This is a genomic window from Cytobacillus luteolus (assembly GCF_017873715.1).
Lineage (GTDB): Bacteria > Bacillota > Bacilli > Bacillales > Bacillaceae_L > Bacillus_BV > Bacillus_BV luteola.
The window spans coordinates 541,075-561,882 of the sequence record NZ_JAGGKM010000002.1 but is presented as its reverse complement, the minus strand read 5'-3'; the positions used below and the strand labels follow the sequence as shown (position 1 = coordinate 561,882).

At 36.2% G+C, this 20,808-nt stretch carries 21 protein-coding genes; 16 read left to right on the top strand and 5 right to left on the bottom strand.

All coding sequences use genetic code 11. The features are described from left to right. Positions 1-184: 184 nt before the first annotated feature. The 8 genes from J2Z26_RS07650 to J2Z26_RS07615 all read left to right on the top strand — a co-directional run bounded on the left by J2Z26_RS07650 (position 185) and on the right by J2Z26_RS07615 (position 8,921). Positions 185-1,048: a branched-chain amino acid ABC transporter permease gene (locus tag J2Z26_RS07650; RefSeq protein ID WP_193537074.1), complete on the top strand. Its 864-nt coding sequence runs from the start codon at positions 185-187 to the stop codon at positions 1,046-1,048. Then, positions 1,048-2,052, top strand: coding sequence for a branched-chain amino acid ABC transporter permease (locus J2Z26_RS07645; protein WP_193537072.1), 1,005 nt, complete (start codon positions 1,048-1,050; stop codon positions 2,050-2,052). Before J2Z26_RS07650 ends, J2Z26_RS07645 begins: the two co-directional genes overlap by 1 nt. Further along, positions 2,053-2,826, top strand: coding sequence for an ABC transporter ATP-binding protein (locus tag J2Z26_RS07640; protein ID WP_193537070.1), 774 nt, complete (start codon positions 2,053-2,055; stop codon positions 2,824-2,826). After that, positions 2,810-3,517, top strand: a complete 708-nt coding sequence (locus J2Z26_RS07635; protein WP_193537068.1) for an ABC transporter ATP-binding protein — start codon at positions 2,810-2,812, stop codon at positions 3,515-3,517. The genes J2Z26_RS07640 and J2Z26_RS07635 overlap by 17 nt, the downstream gene beginning before the upstream one ends. A gap of 106 nt (positions 3,518-3,623) precedes the next feature. Beyond that, complete coding sequence (locus J2Z26_RS07630; RefSeq protein ID WP_193537066.1) at positions 3,624-4,847, top strand: ABC transporter substrate-binding protein; 1,224 nt, start codon at positions 3,624-3,626, stop codon at positions 4,845-4,847. 77 nt (positions 4,848-4,924) lie between these two features. After that, positions 4,925-5,881, top strand: coding sequence for an alpha/beta hydrolase (locus tag J2Z26_RS07625; RefSeq protein WP_193537064.1), 957 nt, complete (start codon positions 4,925-4,927; stop codon positions 5,879-5,881). A 4-nt stretch (positions 5,882-5,885) separates the two neighbouring features. Continuing rightward, positions 5,886-6,887: a phosphotriesterase family protein gene (locus tag J2Z26_RS07620; RefSeq protein WP_193537062.1), complete on the top strand. Its 1,002-nt coding sequence runs from the start codon at positions 5,886-5,888 to the stop codon at positions 6,885-6,887. Positions 6,888-7,079: 192 nt separating this feature from the next. Then, positions 7,080-8,921: a PAS domain S-box protein gene (locus tag J2Z26_RS07615; RefSeq protein ID WP_193537060.1), complete on the top strand. Its 1,842-nt coding sequence runs from the start codon at positions 7,080-7,082 to the stop codon at positions 8,919-8,921. Between the two features lie 341 nt (positions 8,922-9,262). On the opposite strand, the gene J2Z26_RS07610 is transcribed toward J2Z26_RS07615, so the two are convergent. Continuing rightward, positions 9,263-10,414: an aminotransferase A gene (locus J2Z26_RS07610; protein WP_193537058.1), complete on the bottom strand. Its 1,152-nt coding sequence runs from the start codon at positions 10,412-10,414 to the stop codon at positions 9,263-9,265. Between the two features lie 152 nt (positions 10,415-10,566). Here J2Z26_RS07610 and J2Z26_RS07605 point away from each other — a divergent pair, with 152 nt between their 5' ends. Then, positions 10,567-10,926, top strand: coding sequence for a DUF2500 domain-containing protein (locus J2Z26_RS07605; RefSeq protein WP_319638059.1), 360 nt, complete (start codon positions 10,567-10,569; stop codon positions 10,924-10,926). 42 nt (positions 10,927-10,968) lie between these two features. After that, the gene (kynB, locus tag J2Z26_RS07600; RefSeq protein ID WP_193537056.1) at positions 10,969-11,589 is read left to right on the top strand and encodes an arylformamidase; all 621 of its coding nucleotides are present in this window, start codon (positions 10,969-10,971) and stop codon (positions 11,587-11,589) included. Between the two features lie 47 nt (positions 11,590-11,636). On the opposite strand, the gene J2Z26_RS07595 is transcribed toward kynB, so the two are convergent. The 3 genes from J2Z26_RS07595 to J2Z26_RS07585 all read right to left on the bottom strand — a co-directional run bounded on the left by J2Z26_RS07595 (position 11,637) and on the right by J2Z26_RS07585 (position 12,674). Continuing rightward, entirely contained in the window at positions 11,637-11,885 is a 249-nt protein-coding gene (locus J2Z26_RS07595) for an IDEAL domain-containing protein (RefSeq protein WP_193537054.1), read from the bottom strand. Positions 11,886-11,894: 9 nt separating this feature from the next. Then, a complete protein-coding gene (locus tag J2Z26_RS07590) occupies positions 11,895-12,128 on the bottom strand; it encodes an IDEAL domain-containing protein (RefSeq protein WP_193537052.1) in 234 nt (77 codons plus the stop codon). A gap of 150 nt (positions 12,129-12,278) precedes the next feature. Further along, positions 12,279-12,674 carry a VOC family protein gene (locus J2Z26_RS07585; RefSeq protein ID WP_193537050.1) on the bottom strand — a complete coding sequence of 132 codons (396 nt, stop codon included), beginning with the start codon at positions 12,672-12,674 and terminating at the stop codon, positions 12,279-12,281. A 108-nt stretch (positions 12,675-12,782) separates the two neighbouring features. On the opposite strand from J2Z26_RS07585, the gene J2Z26_RS07580 reads away from it, so the two are divergent. After that, on the top strand, positions 12,783-14,042 hold the full coding sequence (locus J2Z26_RS07580) for a PLL family lectin (RefSeq protein ID WP_193537048.1): 1,260 nt from the start codon (positions 12,783-12,785) through the stop codon (positions 14,040-14,042). 309 nt (positions 14,043-14,351) lie between these two features. Then, complete coding sequence (locus J2Z26_RS07575; protein WP_193537046.1) at positions 14,352-15,605, top strand: ATP-binding protein; 1,254 nt, start codon at positions 14,352-14,354, stop codon at positions 15,603-15,605. A gap of 61 nt (positions 15,606-15,666) precedes the next feature. Here J2Z26_RS07575 and J2Z26_RS07570 read toward each other — a convergent pair whose 3' ends face one another. Further along, a complete protein-coding gene (locus J2Z26_RS07570; protein WP_193537044.1) occupies positions 15,667-16,068 on the bottom strand; it encodes a hypothetical protein in 402 nt (133 codons plus the stop codon). 185 nt (positions 16,069-16,253) lie between these two features. Between J2Z26_RS07570 and J2Z26_RS07565 the strand changes: the two genes are divergently transcribed. The 4 genes from J2Z26_RS07565 to J2Z26_RS07550 all read left to right on the top strand — a co-directional run bounded on the left by J2Z26_RS07565 (position 16,254) and on the right by J2Z26_RS07550 (position 20,769). Continuing rightward, the gene (locus J2Z26_RS07565; RefSeq protein ID WP_193537042.1) at positions 16,254-16,904 is read left to right on the top strand and encodes a glycoside hydrolase domain-containing protein; all 651 of its coding nucleotides are present in this window, start codon (positions 16,254-16,256) and stop codon (positions 16,902-16,904) included. Between the two features lie 149 nt (positions 16,905-17,053). Further along, positions 17,054-17,959 carry a chemotaxis protein gene (locus J2Z26_RS07560; protein ID WP_193537040.1) on the top strand — a complete coding sequence of 302 codons (906 nt, stop codon included), beginning with the start codon at positions 17,054-17,056 and terminating at the stop codon, positions 17,957-17,959. Positions 17,960-17,975: 16 nt separating this feature from the next. Next, positions 17,976-19,709 (top strand): GGDEF domain-containing response regulator, encoded by a 1,734-nt coding sequence (locus J2Z26_RS07555; RefSeq protein ID WP_233459431.1) that lies wholly within the window; start codon positions 17,976-17,978, stop codon positions 19,707-19,709. 4 nt (positions 19,710-19,713) lie between these two features. Continuing rightward, positions 19,714-20,769, top strand: coding sequence for a HEAT repeat domain-containing protein (locus J2Z26_RS07550; protein WP_193537038.1), 1,056 nt, complete (start codon positions 19,714-19,716; stop codon positions 20,767-20,769). The last annotated feature ends 39 nt before the right edge of the window (positions 20,770-20,808 follow it).

Genomic DNA, 20,808 nt, shown 5'->3' with positions numbered 1-20,808 from the left:
ACCTGCTGATTGAAGAATTCATTTACTATTATTCTTCTAATTCTTCTACAACACTACTTCGAAGTTGAAAGAGCAAACGTATTATTACCCACCTTTGATAATCATAATTATAGTAGTATTCTACCTTTAAATATCTGAAAATACTGAAAATATTTATCGATTCTTATTTGTAAGGAGTGATTTAATGGAGTTGTTGTTTCAGCAATTGTTAAACGGTCTTACCATTGGAAGCGTTTACAGTTTGGTGGCGTTGGGACTCACACTAGTTTTTGGTATTCTTCATGTTCCAAATTTTGCACATGGTGCGTTTTACATGATAGGTGCCTATTTTACACTTACTTTTATGACCCATGCAGGAATGAATTACTGGGTAGCCATGTTTGTATCTGTTGTCCTTGTTGCCATCATTGGTGTTCTGTGTGAACGCTTGATCTTTCATAAGTTAGGAACACTAAATCCAATGAGAGTTATGGTAGCAGCAATTGGGGTGCTATTATTCTTTGAATCTTTTGCTCATCTCGCCTTCGGTACTGAATATCAGCGGATGGCTTCACCTTATGACAATATCGTTACAGTATTTGGCCTGACAGTAACAGTGCAACGAATTCTTATTATAATAGCTGCTGTTGTTTTAATGGTTGCTCTTCATTTATTCCTAACACGGACTATGATTGGTGCATCAATTATTGCAATGGCGCAAAACAGAGAAGGCGCATTTTTGGTTGGTATTAACTCAAATCAAGTTGCGATGTTAACTTTTGCAATTGCAGGTGGTTTAGCTGCAGCAGCGGCATCATTGGCTTCACCTATTAATCTTGTTTTCCCAACAATGGGTAATCTCGTTATCATGAAAGCATTTGTCATTATTATCATAGGAGGAATGGGAAGTATCCCAGGGGCGATCGTTGGAGGCTTTTTATTGGGGTTATCAGAAAGCCTAGGAGCAACGTATATTTCAAATGATTATAAAGACCTCATTGCATTTATTTTACTAGTCATCATTTTAACAGCAAAACCAACAGGCTTGTTCTCGAGGGGGGTGCATTAATGGAAAGAATATTTACTACGAAATCTTATTTGATGTTACTTGTTACTCTTGCCATTCTCTTTCCATTGGTTTTACAAAACAACTATTATATTCAAGTTATGATTCTTGTTTTTATATGGTCTATAGCGGTCTATGGGTTAAATATTATTTCAGGTTATACGGGACAATTATCCCTTGCTCATGCAGGATTTTTTGCAATCGGTGCATATTCACTGGGGTTATTAACTGTAGAAGCAAAATTGAGTTTCTGGTTAGCTTTTTTACTTGCTTGTGGTATTTCTGTTCTTTGCGGATTGATCGTTGGAATAGTTGCTTTACGAACAAAAAGTCATTTCTTCGCAATTTATACGATGTGTGTTGGCTTTATCATCTATCTTATTATCGACAAATGGGATGAATTAACTGGAGGAGTTCGCGGTTTAATCGGAATACCTCAGCCTGATGCTATTGGACCTTTTACATTTACAAGCCTCACCTCTCAGTATTATTTGGTTCTATTCTTTTTGATATTGACTGTCTTTATAGTCAGGCGCATCGTTCATTCTTTATTTGGTAGAACGCTAATCGCAATTAGAAATAGTGAAGAACTGGCCCGAACAATTGGTATTTCAGTAATGAAAAACCAACTTATCGCTTTTTCAATTTCTGCATTCTTTGCAGGATTAGCCGGGGCTCTATATTCCAGTTTTATTCGATTTATCGGTCCGGACATATCTGCAATTACAGTGACGTTTGAAATGTTGCTTTATTTATTAGTAGGTGGAATCGGGACACTAACCGGTCCAATCCTTGGAACGTTTATCGTTGTGTGGCTTTCACAAACCTTACAGTTTTTAGAGGAATACAGAATGGTTATCTTTGGTCCAATCGTAGTTCTTATCATGCTATTTTACCCAAGGGGAATAGTAGGAGGGGTTATTGATATAAGGAGTTATTTGAAGCGTAAGAGAAGAAAACAAGTTAAAAATAGTAACGTAGATTCAAGTGTAGAGGAGGCTGGCTAGATGTTGGTTAAGGTTGAAAAACTTACAAAATCATTCGGTGGATTAACCGCGATAGATGATGTGGATCTTGATATTGAAAAAGGAAAGATTACTGCTATTATCGGTCCAAATGGTGCTGGTAAATCTACATTCTTTAATTTGATCAGTGGTTTTCACCCGCCTAGTACAGGAAGAATTGTTTTTAATAATCATGATATTACAAAGCTAGCACCCAATAAAGTAGCAGAGTTAGGAATTGGTAGAACATTTCAAACGACGAACTTATTTGCTCAAGCAAGCGTTTTGGATAATGTAATGATTGGCCACAGATTACGAACCAAATCAGGACTTCTTGATGCAATTTTACGAACTAAACGTGAAAAGCGCGAAGAAAAAGAGTGCTTAGAAAAGGCGATTGAGGCCTTGGATTTCGTTGGTGTATCACATTTGTCCTATCAACCGGTTGCCCTTATTTCACAGGAGGCGCAAAAAAGAGTTGCTTTTGCATTAGCCTTAGCAACTAGCCCAGAACTCGTTTTACTCGATGAACCAGCTGCTGGGGTGAATCCTGACGAGACGGATGGTTTAGCTGAGTTAATTGAGAAGATGGCACACAACGGAATTACAGTATGTTTGATTGAACACAAGATGCAAATGATTATGAATCTAGCAGATAAAATAATGGTTTTAAATCATGGTAAGAAAATAGCAGAAGGTACTCCAAAACAGATTAGTAATCATGAGGAAGTAATTGAAGCTTATCTGGGAGGGAGCAAAAATGCTAAAACTAGCTAATGTATCAGTGAACTATGGTCAATTTCAAGCTTTAAAAGATATTAATCTAGAAGTCGGACAGGGAGAGCTTGTTGTTCTGTTAGGCGCAAATGGAGCAGGAAAAAGTACATTGTTTCGAACCATTTCAGGTCTTTCAAAACCAGTAAATGGAGAAATATACTTTGGGGATGAACAAATAGGTGGAAAAGCTCCTCACAAATTAGTTCATAAAGGGATTGTTCAATGTGCCGAGGGAAGAAAACTTTTTCCTGAAATGACTGTTTTTGAAAACTTAAAAATGGGTGGCTATGTTTTCCGGAGTAACAAGTCACTCTTAAAAACTGAATTAGAAGGGATCTATGACCTTTTTCCGATTTTAAAAGATAAAAGAAATCAACCTGCAGGGTCACTTAGTGGGGGACAACAACAAATGTTAGCAATTGGGCGGGCATTAATGTCGAAACCGAAACTCCTAATGTTAGATGAACCTTCATTAGGTCTTGCACCACTAATTGTTGAACAAATGTTTACCATTATTGAACAAATAAATTCTAGTGGAACCACGGTTTTATTGGCAGAACAAAATGCTAATGCAGCACTTCAAGTCTCTAATAGGGGCTATGTAATAGAAAACGGAAGGATTGTTTTGAGTGGTACACGTGATGAATTATTTAATAATGACCAAGTTAGAAAGGCTTATATCGGGGCTTAGGTAAGCGCTTTTAGCTTCCGGGATTTAGGGGGTGATCTTGTTCATTCGTATTAATTGAAATTTGAGTTGCAAACGTCTATGAATAAAATTTAAGGGGGATATTGAAATGAAAAAAGTGTATTCGCTAGTGTTATTTTTAGCTTTTTTATTAATGTTAGCAGCTTGTTCTAGTGGGACGAATACTCCAGCTCAACCTGCAACAAATGATGCCAAACCAGCGGAAGAGAAAAAGGACACTACAGAAGCTCCAGCAACTAAAGAAGCTAAAGTTGTAAATATTGGTTTTAGTGGTCCATTAAGTGGCCCTGCTGCATTTTACGGAGAAAATACACTGAGTGGTGTTACGATGGCGGCAGATGAAATCAATGAAACTGGTTTTGAGGTAAACGGAGAAACTTACAAACTTAATGTCGTTAAACTAGACGATAAATACTTACCAAATGAAACAGGTACAAATGCACGAAGACTTGTTCAAGAAAACAAAACCCCAATTATTTTCGTTCCACATAGTGGAGGGATATTTGCAACTCAAGTATTTAATGAACAAGAAAACTTTATTATAAGTGCTTATACGAGTGAACCCAAGGTACAAGAGGTTGGAAATCCATTAACTCTAAGCATACCACCGGCGTACAGTGCCTACCCTGTTCCGTTTTCAAAATACCAGATGGAACGATTTGGAAGTAAACTTGCTGTTCTTCCGACAGCTTCACAATACGGAAAGGATTGGACAGATACGTTAGTTCCAGTGTGGGAAGAGCTTGGTGGCGAGGTTGTATATGAAGGATCTATAGACTTTAGTAAAGATACAGACTTCTTCACTATCGTTACTAATGCATTGAGTAAAGACCCAGATGTTCTTTTTGTAGGGGGCCCTTCACAGCCAACAGCATTAGTTATCAAACAAGCTCGTGAGCTAGGGTTTAAAGGTGGATTTATCATCATGGACCAAGCGAAGTTTGAGGAAATGGAGCCAGTATTAGGTGGCTATGACATGCTTGAAGGGGCAGTGGGGACATTGCCAATCTATACTAGTGATGCACCAGGTGGTCAGGTGTTTAAAGGAAAATATGAAGAGAAATTCGGTAGAATTCCAACTGCTGAAGGTGCATTTAACTATCAAACATTACATGTATTAGTTAAGGCAATGCAAGCAGCCGGCACTGTTTCTGATCCGAAGAAAATAATGGAGAATATTCAAGCGGGTATTGATTCATTAGAAGATGATCAAATGGTTTGGCATTTAACAGGCTTAGACAATGGAAGATTTAATTGGAAGCCTTCTGCAACGGCTATTGAGAATGGAGAATTTGTCATTATTAATGAGTAACTAATTAAATGGGAGAGCTAATCTAAAAGTTTGTTAGACTTTTAGATTAGCTTTTTGATGAGGAAAGGATGAAAAGAATGAATTTAGACCCTCAAGCTAAAATGTTACTGGATATGATGGCAGCCTCTGGTGCCCCTGCTATTGAAACACTCTCACCTGAACAAGCCCGGGAAGCATTCGCACTTACTCAGCAAAGATTACGTCAAGGAGCTTCAGAAATAGTAGTTCATAAAATTGAAGATATGACAATTAATGGTGAGAAAGATGATATAAAAATACGAGTATACTCTCCTAAAGATAATGAAATATTACCGGCGCTTATTTATTTTCATGGTGGGGGTTGGGTGTTAGGTAATTTAGAAAGTCATGATTCATTGTGCCGTGCAATTGCAAATAGTGCTGAGTGTGTCGTGATATCTGTTGACTACAGTCTAGCACCTGAACATAAATTTCCAGTTGCTGTATATGATGCCTTCCATGCAACTAAGTGGGTCTATGATAATGCAGAAGCTTTAAAAGTGGATCCAGCACGCTTGGCTGTTGGAGGTGATAGTGCGGGAGGGAATTTGGCGGCAGCCGTAACCCATCTTGCAAAAAAGGATGGTTTTCTAAAACTATGCTTTCAAGCCCTATTATATCCTTCTACAAACTTTGGAATAACAGAATCATATTCATTGTTTTCAGAAGGATACTTTCTGACAAAATCAGCTATGAGTTGGTTTAGAGACTGTTACTTAAATGGAACAGAAGATCTAACAAATCCACTTGCGGCACCATTATTAATAGATGATAAGTCTGATTTACCACCCGCACTAATTATTACAGCAGGTTTTGACCCATTACGAGATGAGGGGAAAGCATATGCTGAATCACTAACTGAGGCTGGTATTGAAGTAGAATACAAGTGCTACGATGGCATGATTCATGGATTTATAAGTATGTTTGGTGTACTGCATCAAGGTAAACTTGCAGTCGAACATATTAGCAATTCACTACAGAATGCATTTAATAAGACGACCGTAAAAGAGGTGTAATAACATGAGACAAATGGTGAACACTGTAACAGGTCCAATAGATATTAACCAATTAGGTAAGACACTGATTCATGAGCACTTTGTATTTGGCTATCCTGGATTTCAGGGAGACCAAACTCTTGGAGGGTTTAATAGACAAGAGGCACTTGAGGTGGGGATTGAGGTAGCAATTAAACTAATGAGTTATGGTGTTAGAACAGTAGTTGATCCTACTCCGAATGAGTGTGGTAGAAATCCAGAGTTACTTCGTGAAATCTCTGAACAAACTGGCCTTAAAATTATTTGTGCAACAGGCTATTATTACGAAGGGGAGGGAGCGACTCCTTATTTCAAGTTTCGCCAAGCCCTAGGTACAGCTGAACAGGAAATCTATGAGATGTTCATGAAAGAGCTCACCGAGGGGATTGGATCCACAGGCATAAAGCCAGGTATTATTAAACTTGCATCTAGTAAAAATGAGATCACCACCTATGAAGAAATGTTTTTTAGAGCTGCTGCTAGGGCTCATCTAGACACTGGGGTTACTATTTTAACTCATACACAAGAAGGTACCATGGGTCCAGAACAGGCCCAATTACTTGTGAGTAAGGGTGTTGCTCCTAATCGAATCGTTATTGGCCATATGTGTGGGAATACAAACCCTTCCTATCATAAAGAAACATTAGAATACGGGGTAAATATCGCACTTGATCGCTTTGGTATCCAAGGAATGGTTGGAACACCTTTTGATACAGAGAGAATTGAAATCTTACTAAAATTACTTAATGATGGCTATGAAGATCGTATAATGCTTTCTCATGACACTGTAAATGTGTGGCTAGGTCGACCACCAGTTCTTCCAGAGCCACTTGTTGAGATAATGGCGAACTGGCATCCAACCTATCTATTTGAGTCAATTATCCCACAATTACGCGAAAAGGGAGTTTCAGAGACTACGATAGATAAACTCTTTCTGCATAATCCAAAATCATTATTTATGACCCAAAGAGCTGAAAGATTAACATAATATTATCAAGCAAACTAGGTCATAGTACCTAGTTTTTGCTTTGTTCCAAAAAATTCCTTTTAAATTAAGCATTAATTCCTATAGCTTGAATAATATTTCTAAATTAAGGTAGAAGTAGATGAATTTGCAGCTAAAAAAGTGAATCATAGGTTTTCTACTGATCACCTTATTAAGGGGGGATATATTCTACCAATGAAACCAGAAACAGGAGCTTTCTCAACCAATCATTCTTTTGTAAATGAAACAGTAAATGATATTTCATTTGTGCATCTAGTATTATCTGTTAATTCAAGTGGTAAAGTTCTTTATATATCCTCAAACTGTGAGGAAATTCTAGGATTCTCCCAAAGTGAGTTAATTGGTACATATATTAAAAGCTTTATCCATGAGGATGACCAATTTTTAGTAGAAAGTTATTTTTTTAATGAAACAACTCATGAACCTTGCACATTCAGGATCCTTCATAAGGATAAAACATACTTATGGGTTGATAGTAAAATAGACCTAGTTAAAAAGTCCCGCTCATCTAACGCGGAAGAAATTTTATTACAAATAACTGTAAATAATCAAGATACATTAAGAAGTAAACCTACACTAGAGCTTCTGTCGACTAGTAAAAAAGAGGAGACTGAGTTGCTCTTTACTAAGGAAGATTCATTTTCTTTAGTGGAGGTTACCCCTTATGCTATTATCCTAGCCGATAATGGAAGAATTGTGTATGTTAATGAAGCATCAAGACGATTGTTAGGTGCTAGAAAGAAAGAAGACATTATTGGACTAGACATCTATCAGTTCGCACTTGTACCCTTTCATATTGTTATAGAGAAAAGGTTAAAGTCCATTCATGACGGTTACACAGTGGGTGTTATTGAGGAAAAATGGCAAAGATTAGACCATTCAATTATTGATGTAGATGTACGACTGTCTTCAGTAACACTGCAAGGGCATCTTTTTGAGTATTTTGTATTAGACGATATCTCTTCTCGAAAAAACTTTCAAGGAATCCTTCAAAAAAGTAGAGAACGATATCAAAACATAATCCATAACTCTATTGATACAATAGCGGTGGTATATGACAACCGGTGGGTATTTATTAATGAATCTGGTGTAAAAATGTTCGAGGCTGGAAGTTATACAGAGATGCTAGGAACAAGTATTTATAAATATCTTCATTTAGAGGAGCATTCGAAAATTGATGAAATGATAGATCTTGTCCTCTCGGAAAAGAAAGAAAAAAAGAGTAAACAAACCTGGTATACAGCTTCAGGAAAGGAACTTTACTCTGAGCAAATATTCATTCCTACAACGTATTTTGGCGAGCCGGCCATTCAAGTGATTATTCGTGATATTACAGAACGAAAACAAGCCGAAGAACTAATGCTCAAGTCTGAAAAACTTTCAATTGCAGGACAGTTAGCAGCAGGAATTGCACATGAAATAAGAAATCCATTGACCGCTATAAAAGGATTTTTCCAACTCATAAAAACGGACCAACAACAGCAATATTTTGATATAGTAGAATCTGAATTAAATCGGATTGAAGCGATTCTAAGTGAACTGTTGGTTTTATCAAAGCCTACAGAAATAAGGTTTAAGAGAACAAATATTGAAATACTTATTAAAGATGTAATGACATTACTTGAAACACAAGCGATTATGAATAATATTCAATTGAATTTGTCCTTTATGAAAACAGAATCTATAATAATGTGTGATGAAAACCAAATAAAGCAGGTGTTTATTAATCTTATCAAGAATGCGATTGATGCAATGCCTAATGGTGGAGTAATTACAATCTCGACTGAAGTTTTAGATAAACAGATTAGTATCTCTGTTATGGATGAAGGTGTTGGAATTCCAGAACACATTGTAAAACGTATTGGTGAACCTTTTTACACGACAAAAGAAAAAGGTACAGGTCTAGGACTTATGGTTAGTTTTAAAATTATTGAAAATCATCAGGGAACGATTACAATTTCTAGTGAGATGAATAAAGGTACAACTATAACAGTTGCGTTACCGCTTGAAGACTAACCTAAATACTTTAGTCAAAAAATCGGCAAATAATCTTTTCTTACAAAATGTTTTTGTTTAATCTGAATCTTGACCGTTCCTTTGCGCTGCAGGCACTTGCTTTCCGCGGGGAATCATGAAAAAGCCCAACTGCCGGCTTTTTCAAGGGCGGATTCCCATCGGGGAGGAAGTCGAGCCTCCTCGACGTTCCGTCTGCGGGGTCTCGACCTTTCCTCTATTTCCCGCAGGAGTCAAGTGTCTTCCGCTACAATCCACTCACCATCTGGAACACAATATATCAAAATTTATCTAACATATAAACAGAAAAAAGCCATGAATGCTGTCATGGCTTTTGTTGTTTCTTAGGAATGTGTCTTTACGAATGTTTCTAATCGGTCTAGTGCTTTTTCTAGTGTTTCCATTGAGTAGGCATAGGATAAACGAACATAGCCTTCACCGTAGGTTGAGAAAGCACTCCCTGGTACAACGGCTATTCCAGCTTCTTTTACAAGCTTCATAGCTAAATCAAATGATGACATTCCAAATTTTTCAATAGACGGGAATAGATAGAAAGCTCCATTTGGTTTAACAACATCAATATTCATAGCTACAAGACGATTATATACATAATCTAGACGCTTCATATACTCAAGCCTCATAGGTGAGGCATCATCTATTCCGTTTGTTAAAGCTTCAATAGCAGCTTGCTGACTTATTGATGAAGCGCAAGAAACATTGTATTGGTGGACCTTTAACATATGGCGTGTTAGCCATTGCGGAGCATAAACAAATCCAATTCTCCACCCGGTCATTGAATGAGATTTTGATAACCCATTAATCACGATGGTTTGTTCCCTCAATAGGCTCGATATTGAATGATGTTTTCCTTCAAAGACTAATTCACTATAAATTTCATCGGATAATATAAAGATATCCTTACCTTCTAAAAGAGTGGCGATGTCTCTTAATTCTGTCTCGGATAATGTAACACCTGTTGGATTAGAAGGGTAGGGTAAAACTACACAACGTGTATTCGCCGTAAGATGTTTTTCAATAATATCAGCTGTTAGACGAAAGCCATTTTCTCGTGTGTCAGCATACACAGGAACTGCCCCACAGAGAGTAATAAGTGGCTCGTAACCAGGATAAACTGGACCTGGTAGAATTACTTCGGACCCAATTTCTAGAATCGTTCGAAAAACGATATCGATTGCCTGGCTGGCACCTGTTGTAGTAATTACCTCTGTTTCAGGTTTATAGACAAGGTTGTATTTCCTTTCAAGAAATTGACAAGCAGCTGTTCGAAGTTCTATGTAGCCGGCATTATGAGTATATGTAGTGAAATTTTTTTCAATTGCTTTAATTCCAGCCGTTTTTACATGATCTGGAGTATGAAAGTCAGGTTGACCAATCGTTAAAGAAATAACATCTTTGTAGTCTGCTACCATATTAAAGAATTTACGGATTCCTGATATTTCAATCGATTGTACATTTTTGTTTATAAGGTGCTCCACGAATTGATTCATCCTTCCAATTTTGTAATACAATTTAACCTATTTTATCGCAAATGATCAATAAACACCATTCTATCATTCTGAAAAATATAACTCTCTAGAATTATCCTATGTTATGATACTAGAAAAAGGGAAATTATGGGGGGGATTTGGTGTTTAACAGTGGCTTCGGCGGCCCGCCAGTTTGGATGAGTGCATTTGGAACAATTATCTTTATTATCGTAATAGGTGGATTTATTTATGTTATAGGAAAAGGGTTAATAACATGGTCATCAAATAATACAGCAACACCAGTTACTACATTTGCAAAGGTTTTATCAAAGCGAACACAGGTATATGGTGGTAGCGGTGAATCTAGTGCAAGAACTGCCTATTTTATTACGTTTGAATTAGGAAATGGAGAAAGAGTAGAGCTCCAAGTAAAACCTAAGGATTCTGGCCTCATCGTCGAGGGGGATGAAGGAACTCTTATGTACCAGGGAACTCGTTTTAATGGATTCTCTAGAAGGTAACTTATAACGATAAATTAATTAATTTTAGTAGGGGTTGAAGAAATGAACATAATTGATATTTCTCAGGTGTTACACAATAACATACCAGTTTGGCCAGGAGATACCACATTTTCTTTTGAATTGAGCTGGACTAAAGAGGCTTCAGGCTCAGTGAATGTTGGTAAAATAGAGATGAGCGCTCATACGGGTACTCACATTGATGCACCATTTCACTTTGATAACGATGGTAAAAAGGTGATTGAACTAGATTTAGAACTATATATTGGCCCGGCATTAGTGGTTGAGAAGAAGAATATACAGATGCTTTCTCCAGAACACTTTAATGATGTTAATTTTGAGGGAGTCTCAAGGATTTTAATTAAAACTGAATCGTGGATTGAACGAAGTGAATTTCCTACATCCATCACAGCCTTATCACCTGATCTTGCGCCATTTTTAGCAAAGAAGGGGATCAAATTAATTGGAGTAGACGTTCCCTCGGTAGATGTACTTGATAGCAAAGAGTTACCAGCACACCATAGTTTATTAGAAAATGACATTCATATATTAGAAGGTATTGTATTAGATTCAGTAAAAGAAGGAATCTATGAATTAGTAGCTCTTCCACTACCAATAAAAGAAGCTGACGGAAGCCCAGTCCGAGCAGTCTTAATCGAACGATAAATTATAAAAAGAAAGAGGCTATTCAATTAAGAATAGCCTCTTTCTTTTTACCTATTTTCTTGTAAAAGCTGGTTATATTTTAGGCTTAACTCTGCAAACAATTGCTTATCATTGTTATCAAGAGCCTGATCTATTGACTTCTGCACTCTTTGTAAATTGAAGTGGTAACATATTTCATCTAAAACCATACCGGCATATTGTTCGAACATGAATCGATCAGCTTCTGTAAGATTATAACTTATATATTTTTTATCGTTGTTTTTAATAAGAACAAATTGTCTTTTACATGTTTTCATAATAACCCCCTATAGTAAATAATTGTACTGAGATAAAAGCATCGAATACTTCTTTGAAAGTTCCATAAAAAGAACTTCATCTCTGTTAACAAGGGTATGGTCAATTTGTTCCATTAGTTTCGTTTGCTTAAAGGAGAACAGTGACTGATTAATAACCAATTCTGCTTCCTTTTCATACATTGTGGATTCACTGTTAGTAGACGTAATGATAAGTAATTCGTTCTTTTGCCCGTTTTGGTTCATCTTTAATCACTCCTCCTATCGTTTCTACTATTATTAACTGAAACGAAGAAAAAGTAAAGTATTTTTCTAAAAATTTAGATATATCTGATAATGGAACTTTTGACCAACTAAAAGTAGCTATTTCCTAACCACTCCCATTCATTGGAAAACCTACGGAGCAACTAATTCGACCTTTATTCTGTCAGGGTCTTCAAAAAATACTGCATAGTAATCTGGACCACCTGCAAAGGGGTGACGATCTTTATATAATAACGGTATGTTTTTGCTCATCAATTTTTCTGTAATCTCGTTTACTTCTTCTTTCGAGTCAAGATGAAAGGCTAAATGATTTAATCCGACCCGACAACGATGATATGTGACGTCATTATAGCGTTCTTCAACTTGTACAAAAACAAGATAGGTATCTCCTAGCTTCCAACTAAAGCCCTTGTCCCACTTTTGGAAAGGTTCATACCCTAATTCTGATAATAGCCAGGTCCAGAACCTTTTTGAATTCTCTAAATTAGAAACATAAAGCTCAATGTGATGAATGATTCCCTTTTTCATAACAATTCTCCATTCTTCGTTTTTAATAAGTTATATATTAATGGATTATCTGGACTAATGTCATCATAAGATAGAATGATAATTAACAAACTGAGGGAGGTTACATTCATGTATCAGTACCCAAATCATTATCAACCATATCCTCAACAATACCCTTATGGCCCTTATTCATATTATTATCAGCAACCACCCATTCAATCAAATAATTCAGCCTATTCTCAAGAATATATAAGACAACAACAAGACGCGTTTAGCAGGGTTTGGAATGCCATTAAAAGTGAAGTAGAGCCATTATTCAAAAGATTTCAAGAGTATAATATTGATCGAAGGTTTTTACGTTTTCTTTTCAGACAGGTAGTTCAATTTCTTATTGTCACACAAGACCAGTATACAGGTTCCATTAATCAACGAGTTAATCAAGCATATAATGCGTTAAGAAACCAGCTAAGCTGGCTGTTTAACGTGTTACAAACTTATAATCTTCCAGTAAGAGAATTTGAGAAAGCAATAAAGGATCTTATTCGGTTAGTACTCTCAAATCTAGACTACCAGCCTGAAAAGGACTGGAGTGAATGGGAGGATTTAGGTGGGGTATTAACATCAGGACCAACCGCTTCATCATGGGCAAGGAATCGCATTGATGTATTTGTTAGGGGGAGAAATAGACAGCTATATCATAAGTGGTGGGACGGTACTAAGTGGAATGACTGGGAAGGTCTAGGAGGCACTTTAACCTCTGCACCAGCAGCTGTTTCATGGGGAAATAATCGAATAGATGTATTTGCAAGAGGTACAAATCAACAGCTAATCCATAAATATTGGAACGGATCTATTTGGAGTGGATGGGAAGACCTAGGCGGGACACTAACCTCATCGCCAGCAGTATCTTCCAGAGGTGAGAATCGATTAGATGTATTTGTGCGTGGATCAAATAAAAGGTTATATCAGAAGGTTTGGGATGGAACAAGATGGGGTGACTGGATTGATTTAGGTGGGGAATTAACCTCAGCTCCAGCTGCCATTTCATGGGGAGAAAACCGGGTGGACGTATTTGCAAGAGGGCAAGATCGAGAATTGTATCATAAGTATTGGGATGGAAGGCAATGGTCCGGCTGGGATAGTTTAGGTGGTACCTTGACCTCAAGTCCAAGTGTTGCTTCATGGGGTGCAAACCGCTTAGACGTGTTTGTTAAGGGAACGGATGAACATATTTATACTATCAATTGGGATAAAAATAAATGGAGTGAATGGGAGAGAATTGGAGATAGTGTTACGTCCGAACCAGCGGCAGTTTCATGGGGAAAAGGAAGGATAGACCTCTTTGCAAAAGGACCAAAAGATCAACTTCTCCACAAATGGAAAGAATAAGTCTGTTTAGGGAGGCCTTTGTGGGTTTCCCTTTTTTGTTGTCTAGGAAATTTTAAAAATTAACCTTGTGGATAAACTTAGCCTTAAGGTATACTGCGGCCAGCTCCAGCGCCTAGCCCCTCGAGGTCAAATAACCTGCACCATAAAAAGTCAAAGTGCAGACTTTTTATGTCACAGAACATTTGCTAGTCGGGGCTGATCAAGGCACTTGCGCTTTTGTTCATATTTTGAAGTTGGGTTAATTGGAAGTTCTATGCTAAAATAACTTGAATGAGAATTAAAAGTTTCTAATAGCCCGGAGGGTAAAGAATGCTATCTATTATAAAACCCCTAATTGTAAATATTACAATTATCTTCTCTCTGACCTTTAATGCGAATTTATTTTTCCCTTTTAATAATAAAACTCCTATTACATATAAACAACAATTGATCTATGGATTAATAAGTGCATTTGCTGGAATATTATGCATGTTTTATCCTATTGAAAGCCTAGGGGACACGAATTTTGATTTTAGAATGATACCAATCATGATTAGTACTTTGTATGGTGGTTACCTATCGGGTTTCGTTTGCTTAGTGCTTGTAGTGATTGTTAGAAGTGTAATTGGTGGCGATTATGCATTAATTGGTATCATTGTATCTGTACTTCCTTTTATAGTAGCAATACTTTTAAGAGGGTTTTATCATAAGTCTATAAAGAAAATGGCTGCGTCGGCAGTTGTTGTTGCTATTTACTGTTTGTTCTATGTAATAATTCTTTATTATAAAGTTGATTTTTTAAATGTTTCCTTTTACTTAGCGTATTTTACAGCCTTTCTTGCTACCTATTTTGCACTAATTTATATCATAGAAAAGCTCATTATTGCTAATCAGCAATTTAAAGAAACAGTCTATTTGGACAAGCTTTCAATGATCAGTCAAATGGCTGCATCTATAGCTCATGAAATTAGAAACCCTATCACGACAGTTAGAGGTTTTATTCAATTTCTTCATAAAGATACTAATGATGAAAAACTTAAGCAGTTTGCACCACTTATTCTTGAAGAATTAGATCGAACGAATAAGATTATTACAAATTATTTAAAGCTTACTAAGCCTTCAGAAACTGATTTTTCAAAGGTTGAAATTGATACGGTAATTAAGGACTCAATTGAACTACTGCGCCCGCTTGGTATGTATGATAATGTGACCATACTTTACCAAGGAAGTGGGAATCATTATGTTTATGCTGATGAACACCATTTAAAACAAGCCTTACTAAATGTCATTAAAAATGGAATTGAAGCGATTGAACATGGTGGTTATGTAAAAGTTACGAAACGTCCTGGTGATGATAAAAATACGGTAGCCATAGAGATTGAGGATAATGGCAAAGGTATGAATCAAACACAGCTAGAAACAATCGGGTTACCTTATTTTACAACAAAATCAAAAGGTACAGGTCTGGGAAGCATGATTACTAACCGTCTTATTCGAGATATGAATGGGAAAGTTGAGTATGAAAGTAAACTGAACAAGGGAACGAAGGTTTTAATCATCCTTCCAACAATTGAAATGAAATAGTATCTACATTAGTAAAGTATAGTATTGGAAAGTAAAACAGGTCTTGTTTAGAAGACCTGTTTTACTTTTGAACTCTTTGTTTTGTTATTTTTCTTGTAGTAGGATCCACAATAAAGGTTTCACTGCTATTTCTTTCTAAATGATTTACTTGAATGATATAGTTATCATTTTCTTCACGTACAAAAAATACTGCAATATTGCCATTATCATCTATATTAAGGTGTTCACGCAGTAATTCTTCGGCTTCAGCTCTCGACAAATAATCGTTCGCTGTCCTATTCATGTTGATATGATCACGGGCTTCAATTAGTATTTCTTCATCGGTTTGAACACCATCATCAAAAGTATGTGTTAGTCCTTCATCATTGTTGTTCCCTGGGCTTGGTGATGCAGTATCTGAATTATTTGCGGTGCAGGCTGTAGTTAACAATGCAAGGAATATAATAGACAACCACTTCTTCATAAGTTCATCCCCTTTATAGTTCGATTTTTGTTTCTCTTAGTATGAGATGAAAATACTTATTTATTCCTTTGTTGGTGGTATGTGATGAAAGAAGAACAAGAGTTAAGCCAAAATAAAAATAAGATTTAGACAAGGTGTACCTTCATATACATAATACAGGTGTATGATGAAGGGATGTGATGAGTATGCCTCGATATATATGGGGGGTAGATTCAGCAGCTACTGTCAATGATGAACTATATAGTTGTGTGAAATCAAATTTCGGAACTCCGCGCTACTGGGGAAGGTATTTAACAGAGGTACCAAATGTCTCAGAAGGGCTAACAAAACGTGAAATAGCCTTTATTCAGAGTAAAGGAATGAAGCTTCTACCCATCTATAATGTATTTTCCGAGGCCCTAGGCTATTCTAAGGGTCAAGTTGCCGCTAGGAATGCGGTGTTTCATTCGAGGAGACTAGGAATACCAAATAATGTTGCAATATTCGCTAATGTGGAGCGTTTTTTTGAGGTAGATGAGGCTTGGATTAGAGGCTGGGTTGAAGCGTTATATCCTACAGGATATCGCCCAGGAATTTACCATGATCCAACTGAAGGCCCGTTTGCTGTTGAATATTGCAAAGCAGTTGCAGGAAATAATCAAGTGGCTGTCCAAACGATCTTGTGGAGTGCTGAGCCAGAGCCAGGTCCAACAAAGGATAGAAATGCACCAGCCTTTAAACCAGCTAAGCCTAATTGCCAAGGAAACGCATGGTTATGGCAATATGGAAGGGATGCAACTGAATGCCCAATTGACACAAATCTAGCGGATAGTAGGGTGTTACAATATTTATATTAATAAACTACCCCAGCCTTTTATCAATGTGCTGGGGTAATTCATTTGTCTGTATTTGTCGAATATTTTTATAGATTTACACAATCTATCTTTAAAGATTGTTCGTGAAAGAATATAATAATAGAGACTAGCTATGAGGAAGGAAGAAGCGTATGGATGATAAAAGAGGCATTTTACTTGAAAGTGGAACAAATGAACTAGAAATCGTTGAATTTAGTATTGGTGCAAATAAATTTGGTATCAATGTTATTAAAGTAAAAGAGATAATGAATCCAGTTGCTATTACAAAAATACCTCATTCTCACAAGAATGTAGAAGGAATCATTGAACTTCGTGGAGAGGTTTTGCCGGTAGTGAATGTTGCCACGGCTCTAGGATTTGAGCAATCAGCAGATCCATCATTAGATAAATTTATTGTTACTGAATTCAATAAACAAAAAATTGTGTTTCATGTGCATCAAGTAACACAAATCCATCGCATCTCTTGGGATAAAATTGACAAACCATCCACTGTGTATCAGGGGCTACAGAGTCATGTAACTGGAGTAATAAAGCTAAATGGAGAAGTACTTTTATTGCTTGACTTTGAAAAAATAGTAGTAGATATCAATCCTGAATCAGGGATAAATGTAAATCAAATTAGAAAGCTAGGTCAGAGAGAACGATCTAATAAAAAGGTAGTAGTAGCTGAGGATTCACCGTTATTAAGAAAGCTATTACATGATACTTTGAATGAAGCTGGATACCATAATCTTGAGTTTTTTGAAAACGGAAAAGATGCTTTTTCTTATTTAGAAAGCTTAGTAGATGAGAATAAGCGCATTGAAGAACATGTGCAATTGGTAGTAACAGATATTGAAATGCCACAAATGGACGGTCACCATTTAACAAAGAGAATAAAAGCTGACTCTCGTTTAACCAAGTTGCCAGTCATAATCTTCTCTTCACTTATAACTGATGACCTTCGACATAAAGGACAAATGGTAGGTGCTAATGGACAAGTTAGCAAACCTGAAATAGGAGAGTTAGTTAACCTAATTGATGAGCATATTTTGTAGATGAGAAAAGAGACTGATGTCTCTTTTTTTGCAATTTTTAGGGAATGATTTTATAAATGAGGAGATAGATAACTATAAATCGATTGTCGGATATTGTAGTATGGTATTAGTAGGAGTTTTTTTTGAAAGTTGGGTTGTTATGGATAAATATAAAAAGAAGCTAATGGACAATATGAACAAACAATTAGGAGATTGGTTTGAGGGAAATGAATCGGTGCCCCATGAAGACATATACCGATTTCTCCATTCGGTTGCAGGTACTGCTTCGAGTATTGGCTTACATGCAATCGGTGACACAGCAAGGAATTTAATGAACTCTTTAACAGAAGATGAAAGTAAGCTATGGGGTATAAAAGACTTAAAGGTATTCTTATTTGAACTATTAACCCTTATATATGACAACGATCTAGAAGATAAAGTATTATCAGAAGCACCGTTAATGACTATGACAGGTAATGAGCCTGTTATTTTACTTATCGATGATGAAACCAGCATGTTAATGTATTTAAAAGAAGAGCTTCAAAAACAAGGTTGGATGGTTAATGCGATTGCAAATCCAATTAAGGCAATTGCAGCCTTTTATGATATTCAACCAGATTGTGTGATTATCGATGTTTATATGGGGCAAAAGAGTGGCTTTGAAATATTGGCATTCTTGAAGGAAAAAGTGAAACAACAATTCCTTCCTACAATCATGATTAGCTCTGACAATAGTAAAAGTATACGTATGCAAAGTTATCAAATGGGTGCTGATGATTTCATTGCTAAGCCATTTGAACTTGATGAATTAACTGTAAGAATAAAACGTCATATAGAACGGAAAAATTTAATTGATAACCTTTTGTTAGTTGATGAATTAACAAGGGTATACAATCGAAAATATCTTAATCAGGCCTATGACCAATTAAGATCTGAACTAATACGTAATAAAGAGACTTTTTCTATTGTTATGATTGATATTGATCATTTTAAAAGGGTAAATGATACATATGGTCATTTAGTTGGGGATCAGGTTTTAAAACAGTTTGCTACTTTCTTAACAAATCATAGTAGACCAGGAGATATTGTGATTCGTTTCGGTGGAGAAGAATTTATTCTGATATTACCCGAGCTATCTGTTGATGAATCAAAAAAGGTAATTGAGCGCCTAATTTTAAAATGTAGAGATACGAAACTCAATACCGAAAAGGGTGAGTTATCGTGTACATTTTCGGCTGGAGTAGTTGAAGTGAATAATCCTACACAGTCATTAGAGGAGTGGTTGTTACTAGCAGACAATGCCTTATATGACGCAAAGGAATCTGGAAGAAATCAGTTGAAAGTTGCAGATCAAGTACTAAACGGCATGCATCAAAAAATTGTTAAGGTTGCTGTTGTTGATGATGATCCAATTATTAGAACGATGCTCGTTGATTTGTTGGAAACATTGGGTAAAGAAGGTCAACATCATCTAGAAATCGAATCGTTTAAAGATGGTTCTGCTTTTATAAATAATGAGTGGTCTCATACAGAACACCGTTATTTAATTATTCTTGATGGTATTATGCCAAGAATGGATGGCATAGAGGTACTCCAGCAATTACGTTCTAAGAATTCAGATCGTTATACAGTAATAATGCTAACATCTAGAAAAAGTGAACGGGACATTGCTAGAGCTCTTCAGTTAGGTGCGGATGATTATATTACAAAACCATTCAAGTTACTAGAATTGGAAACAAGAATACGCCATTTATTAAAAAGGATGAAGTAGGTTGTTGAAAAATGAAATAGTTTACTTTTTACTTTGCCTTTCTATATTAATGATCTTACTATTCTTACTATTGGTTTATCTAATGATTAGAAAGGCGATTGAGAATAATCAACGAGCAAAAATTGATAGCTATAAAGAAAAGCACAGAGACCAAATGTTTTCCTATATCTATAAAAATAAAAACACTAGGATGCTTGTACCTGATAATGACACTAAATTGCGAGCATTAGAGGAATTATTAGGAGACTTCGCAAATGTCTTAACAGGTGAACAAGCTGAGCAAAATATAACACTTTTCGCGACTGAACACTTTGTTGAGTATTACCGCAAAAACTTAAAAAGTAGAAGATGGAGTTTACGAATGAATACTCTTTATATGATTGAGGAATTCAATCTATCCTTGTTAATGCCTGAAGTAAATGAGTTATACCAATCCAAAAAAGTAACTAAAGCAGAAGAAAGTCAAATTTTACAATTAATGTCAAGGTTTGATTATCCTGAATTATTGGACAGTGTACTTAATCCTATATTTACCATGTCGGAATTTACGTATCGATCAGTATTCAATAAAATGTCTCCAAGTACACTTGAATATACGATTGCGAAGTTTCACCAGTTACCTTACCATTTGCAACTGCCATTAATAGATATTATTGGGGTGAAGAACTTAGTTCATAAGGGTCCATTTTTAGAGAAATTACTTCGAACCTCATCAGTTAAGGATGAAACAAAAATTCGTGTCTTAAAAGTAATAGCAGAGATAGGTTACCCACTTGATCTCACCCTAGTTGCAAGCTTCTTACGTTCATCTAATTGGGCTGTTCGAATGATGGCAGCAAAAGTGGCAGGTATGTTAAGGGAAGATACACTAATCCATGATCTAAAGCTTTTAATAATAGACCAGCATTTCTCAGTCCGTACACAAGCAGCAAAATCACTTCTTCTATACCCAAACGGTAAGGTCTTACTAGAGGAGATCATTCAAAACACTGACGATATTTATGCTAGAGACATGGCAATTGATTGGTTAGAAAGAGGAAGAAACTATGAATACCGTTAGTGATCTATGGCATCAATTCATAGTAATTTCTAGTTCTGT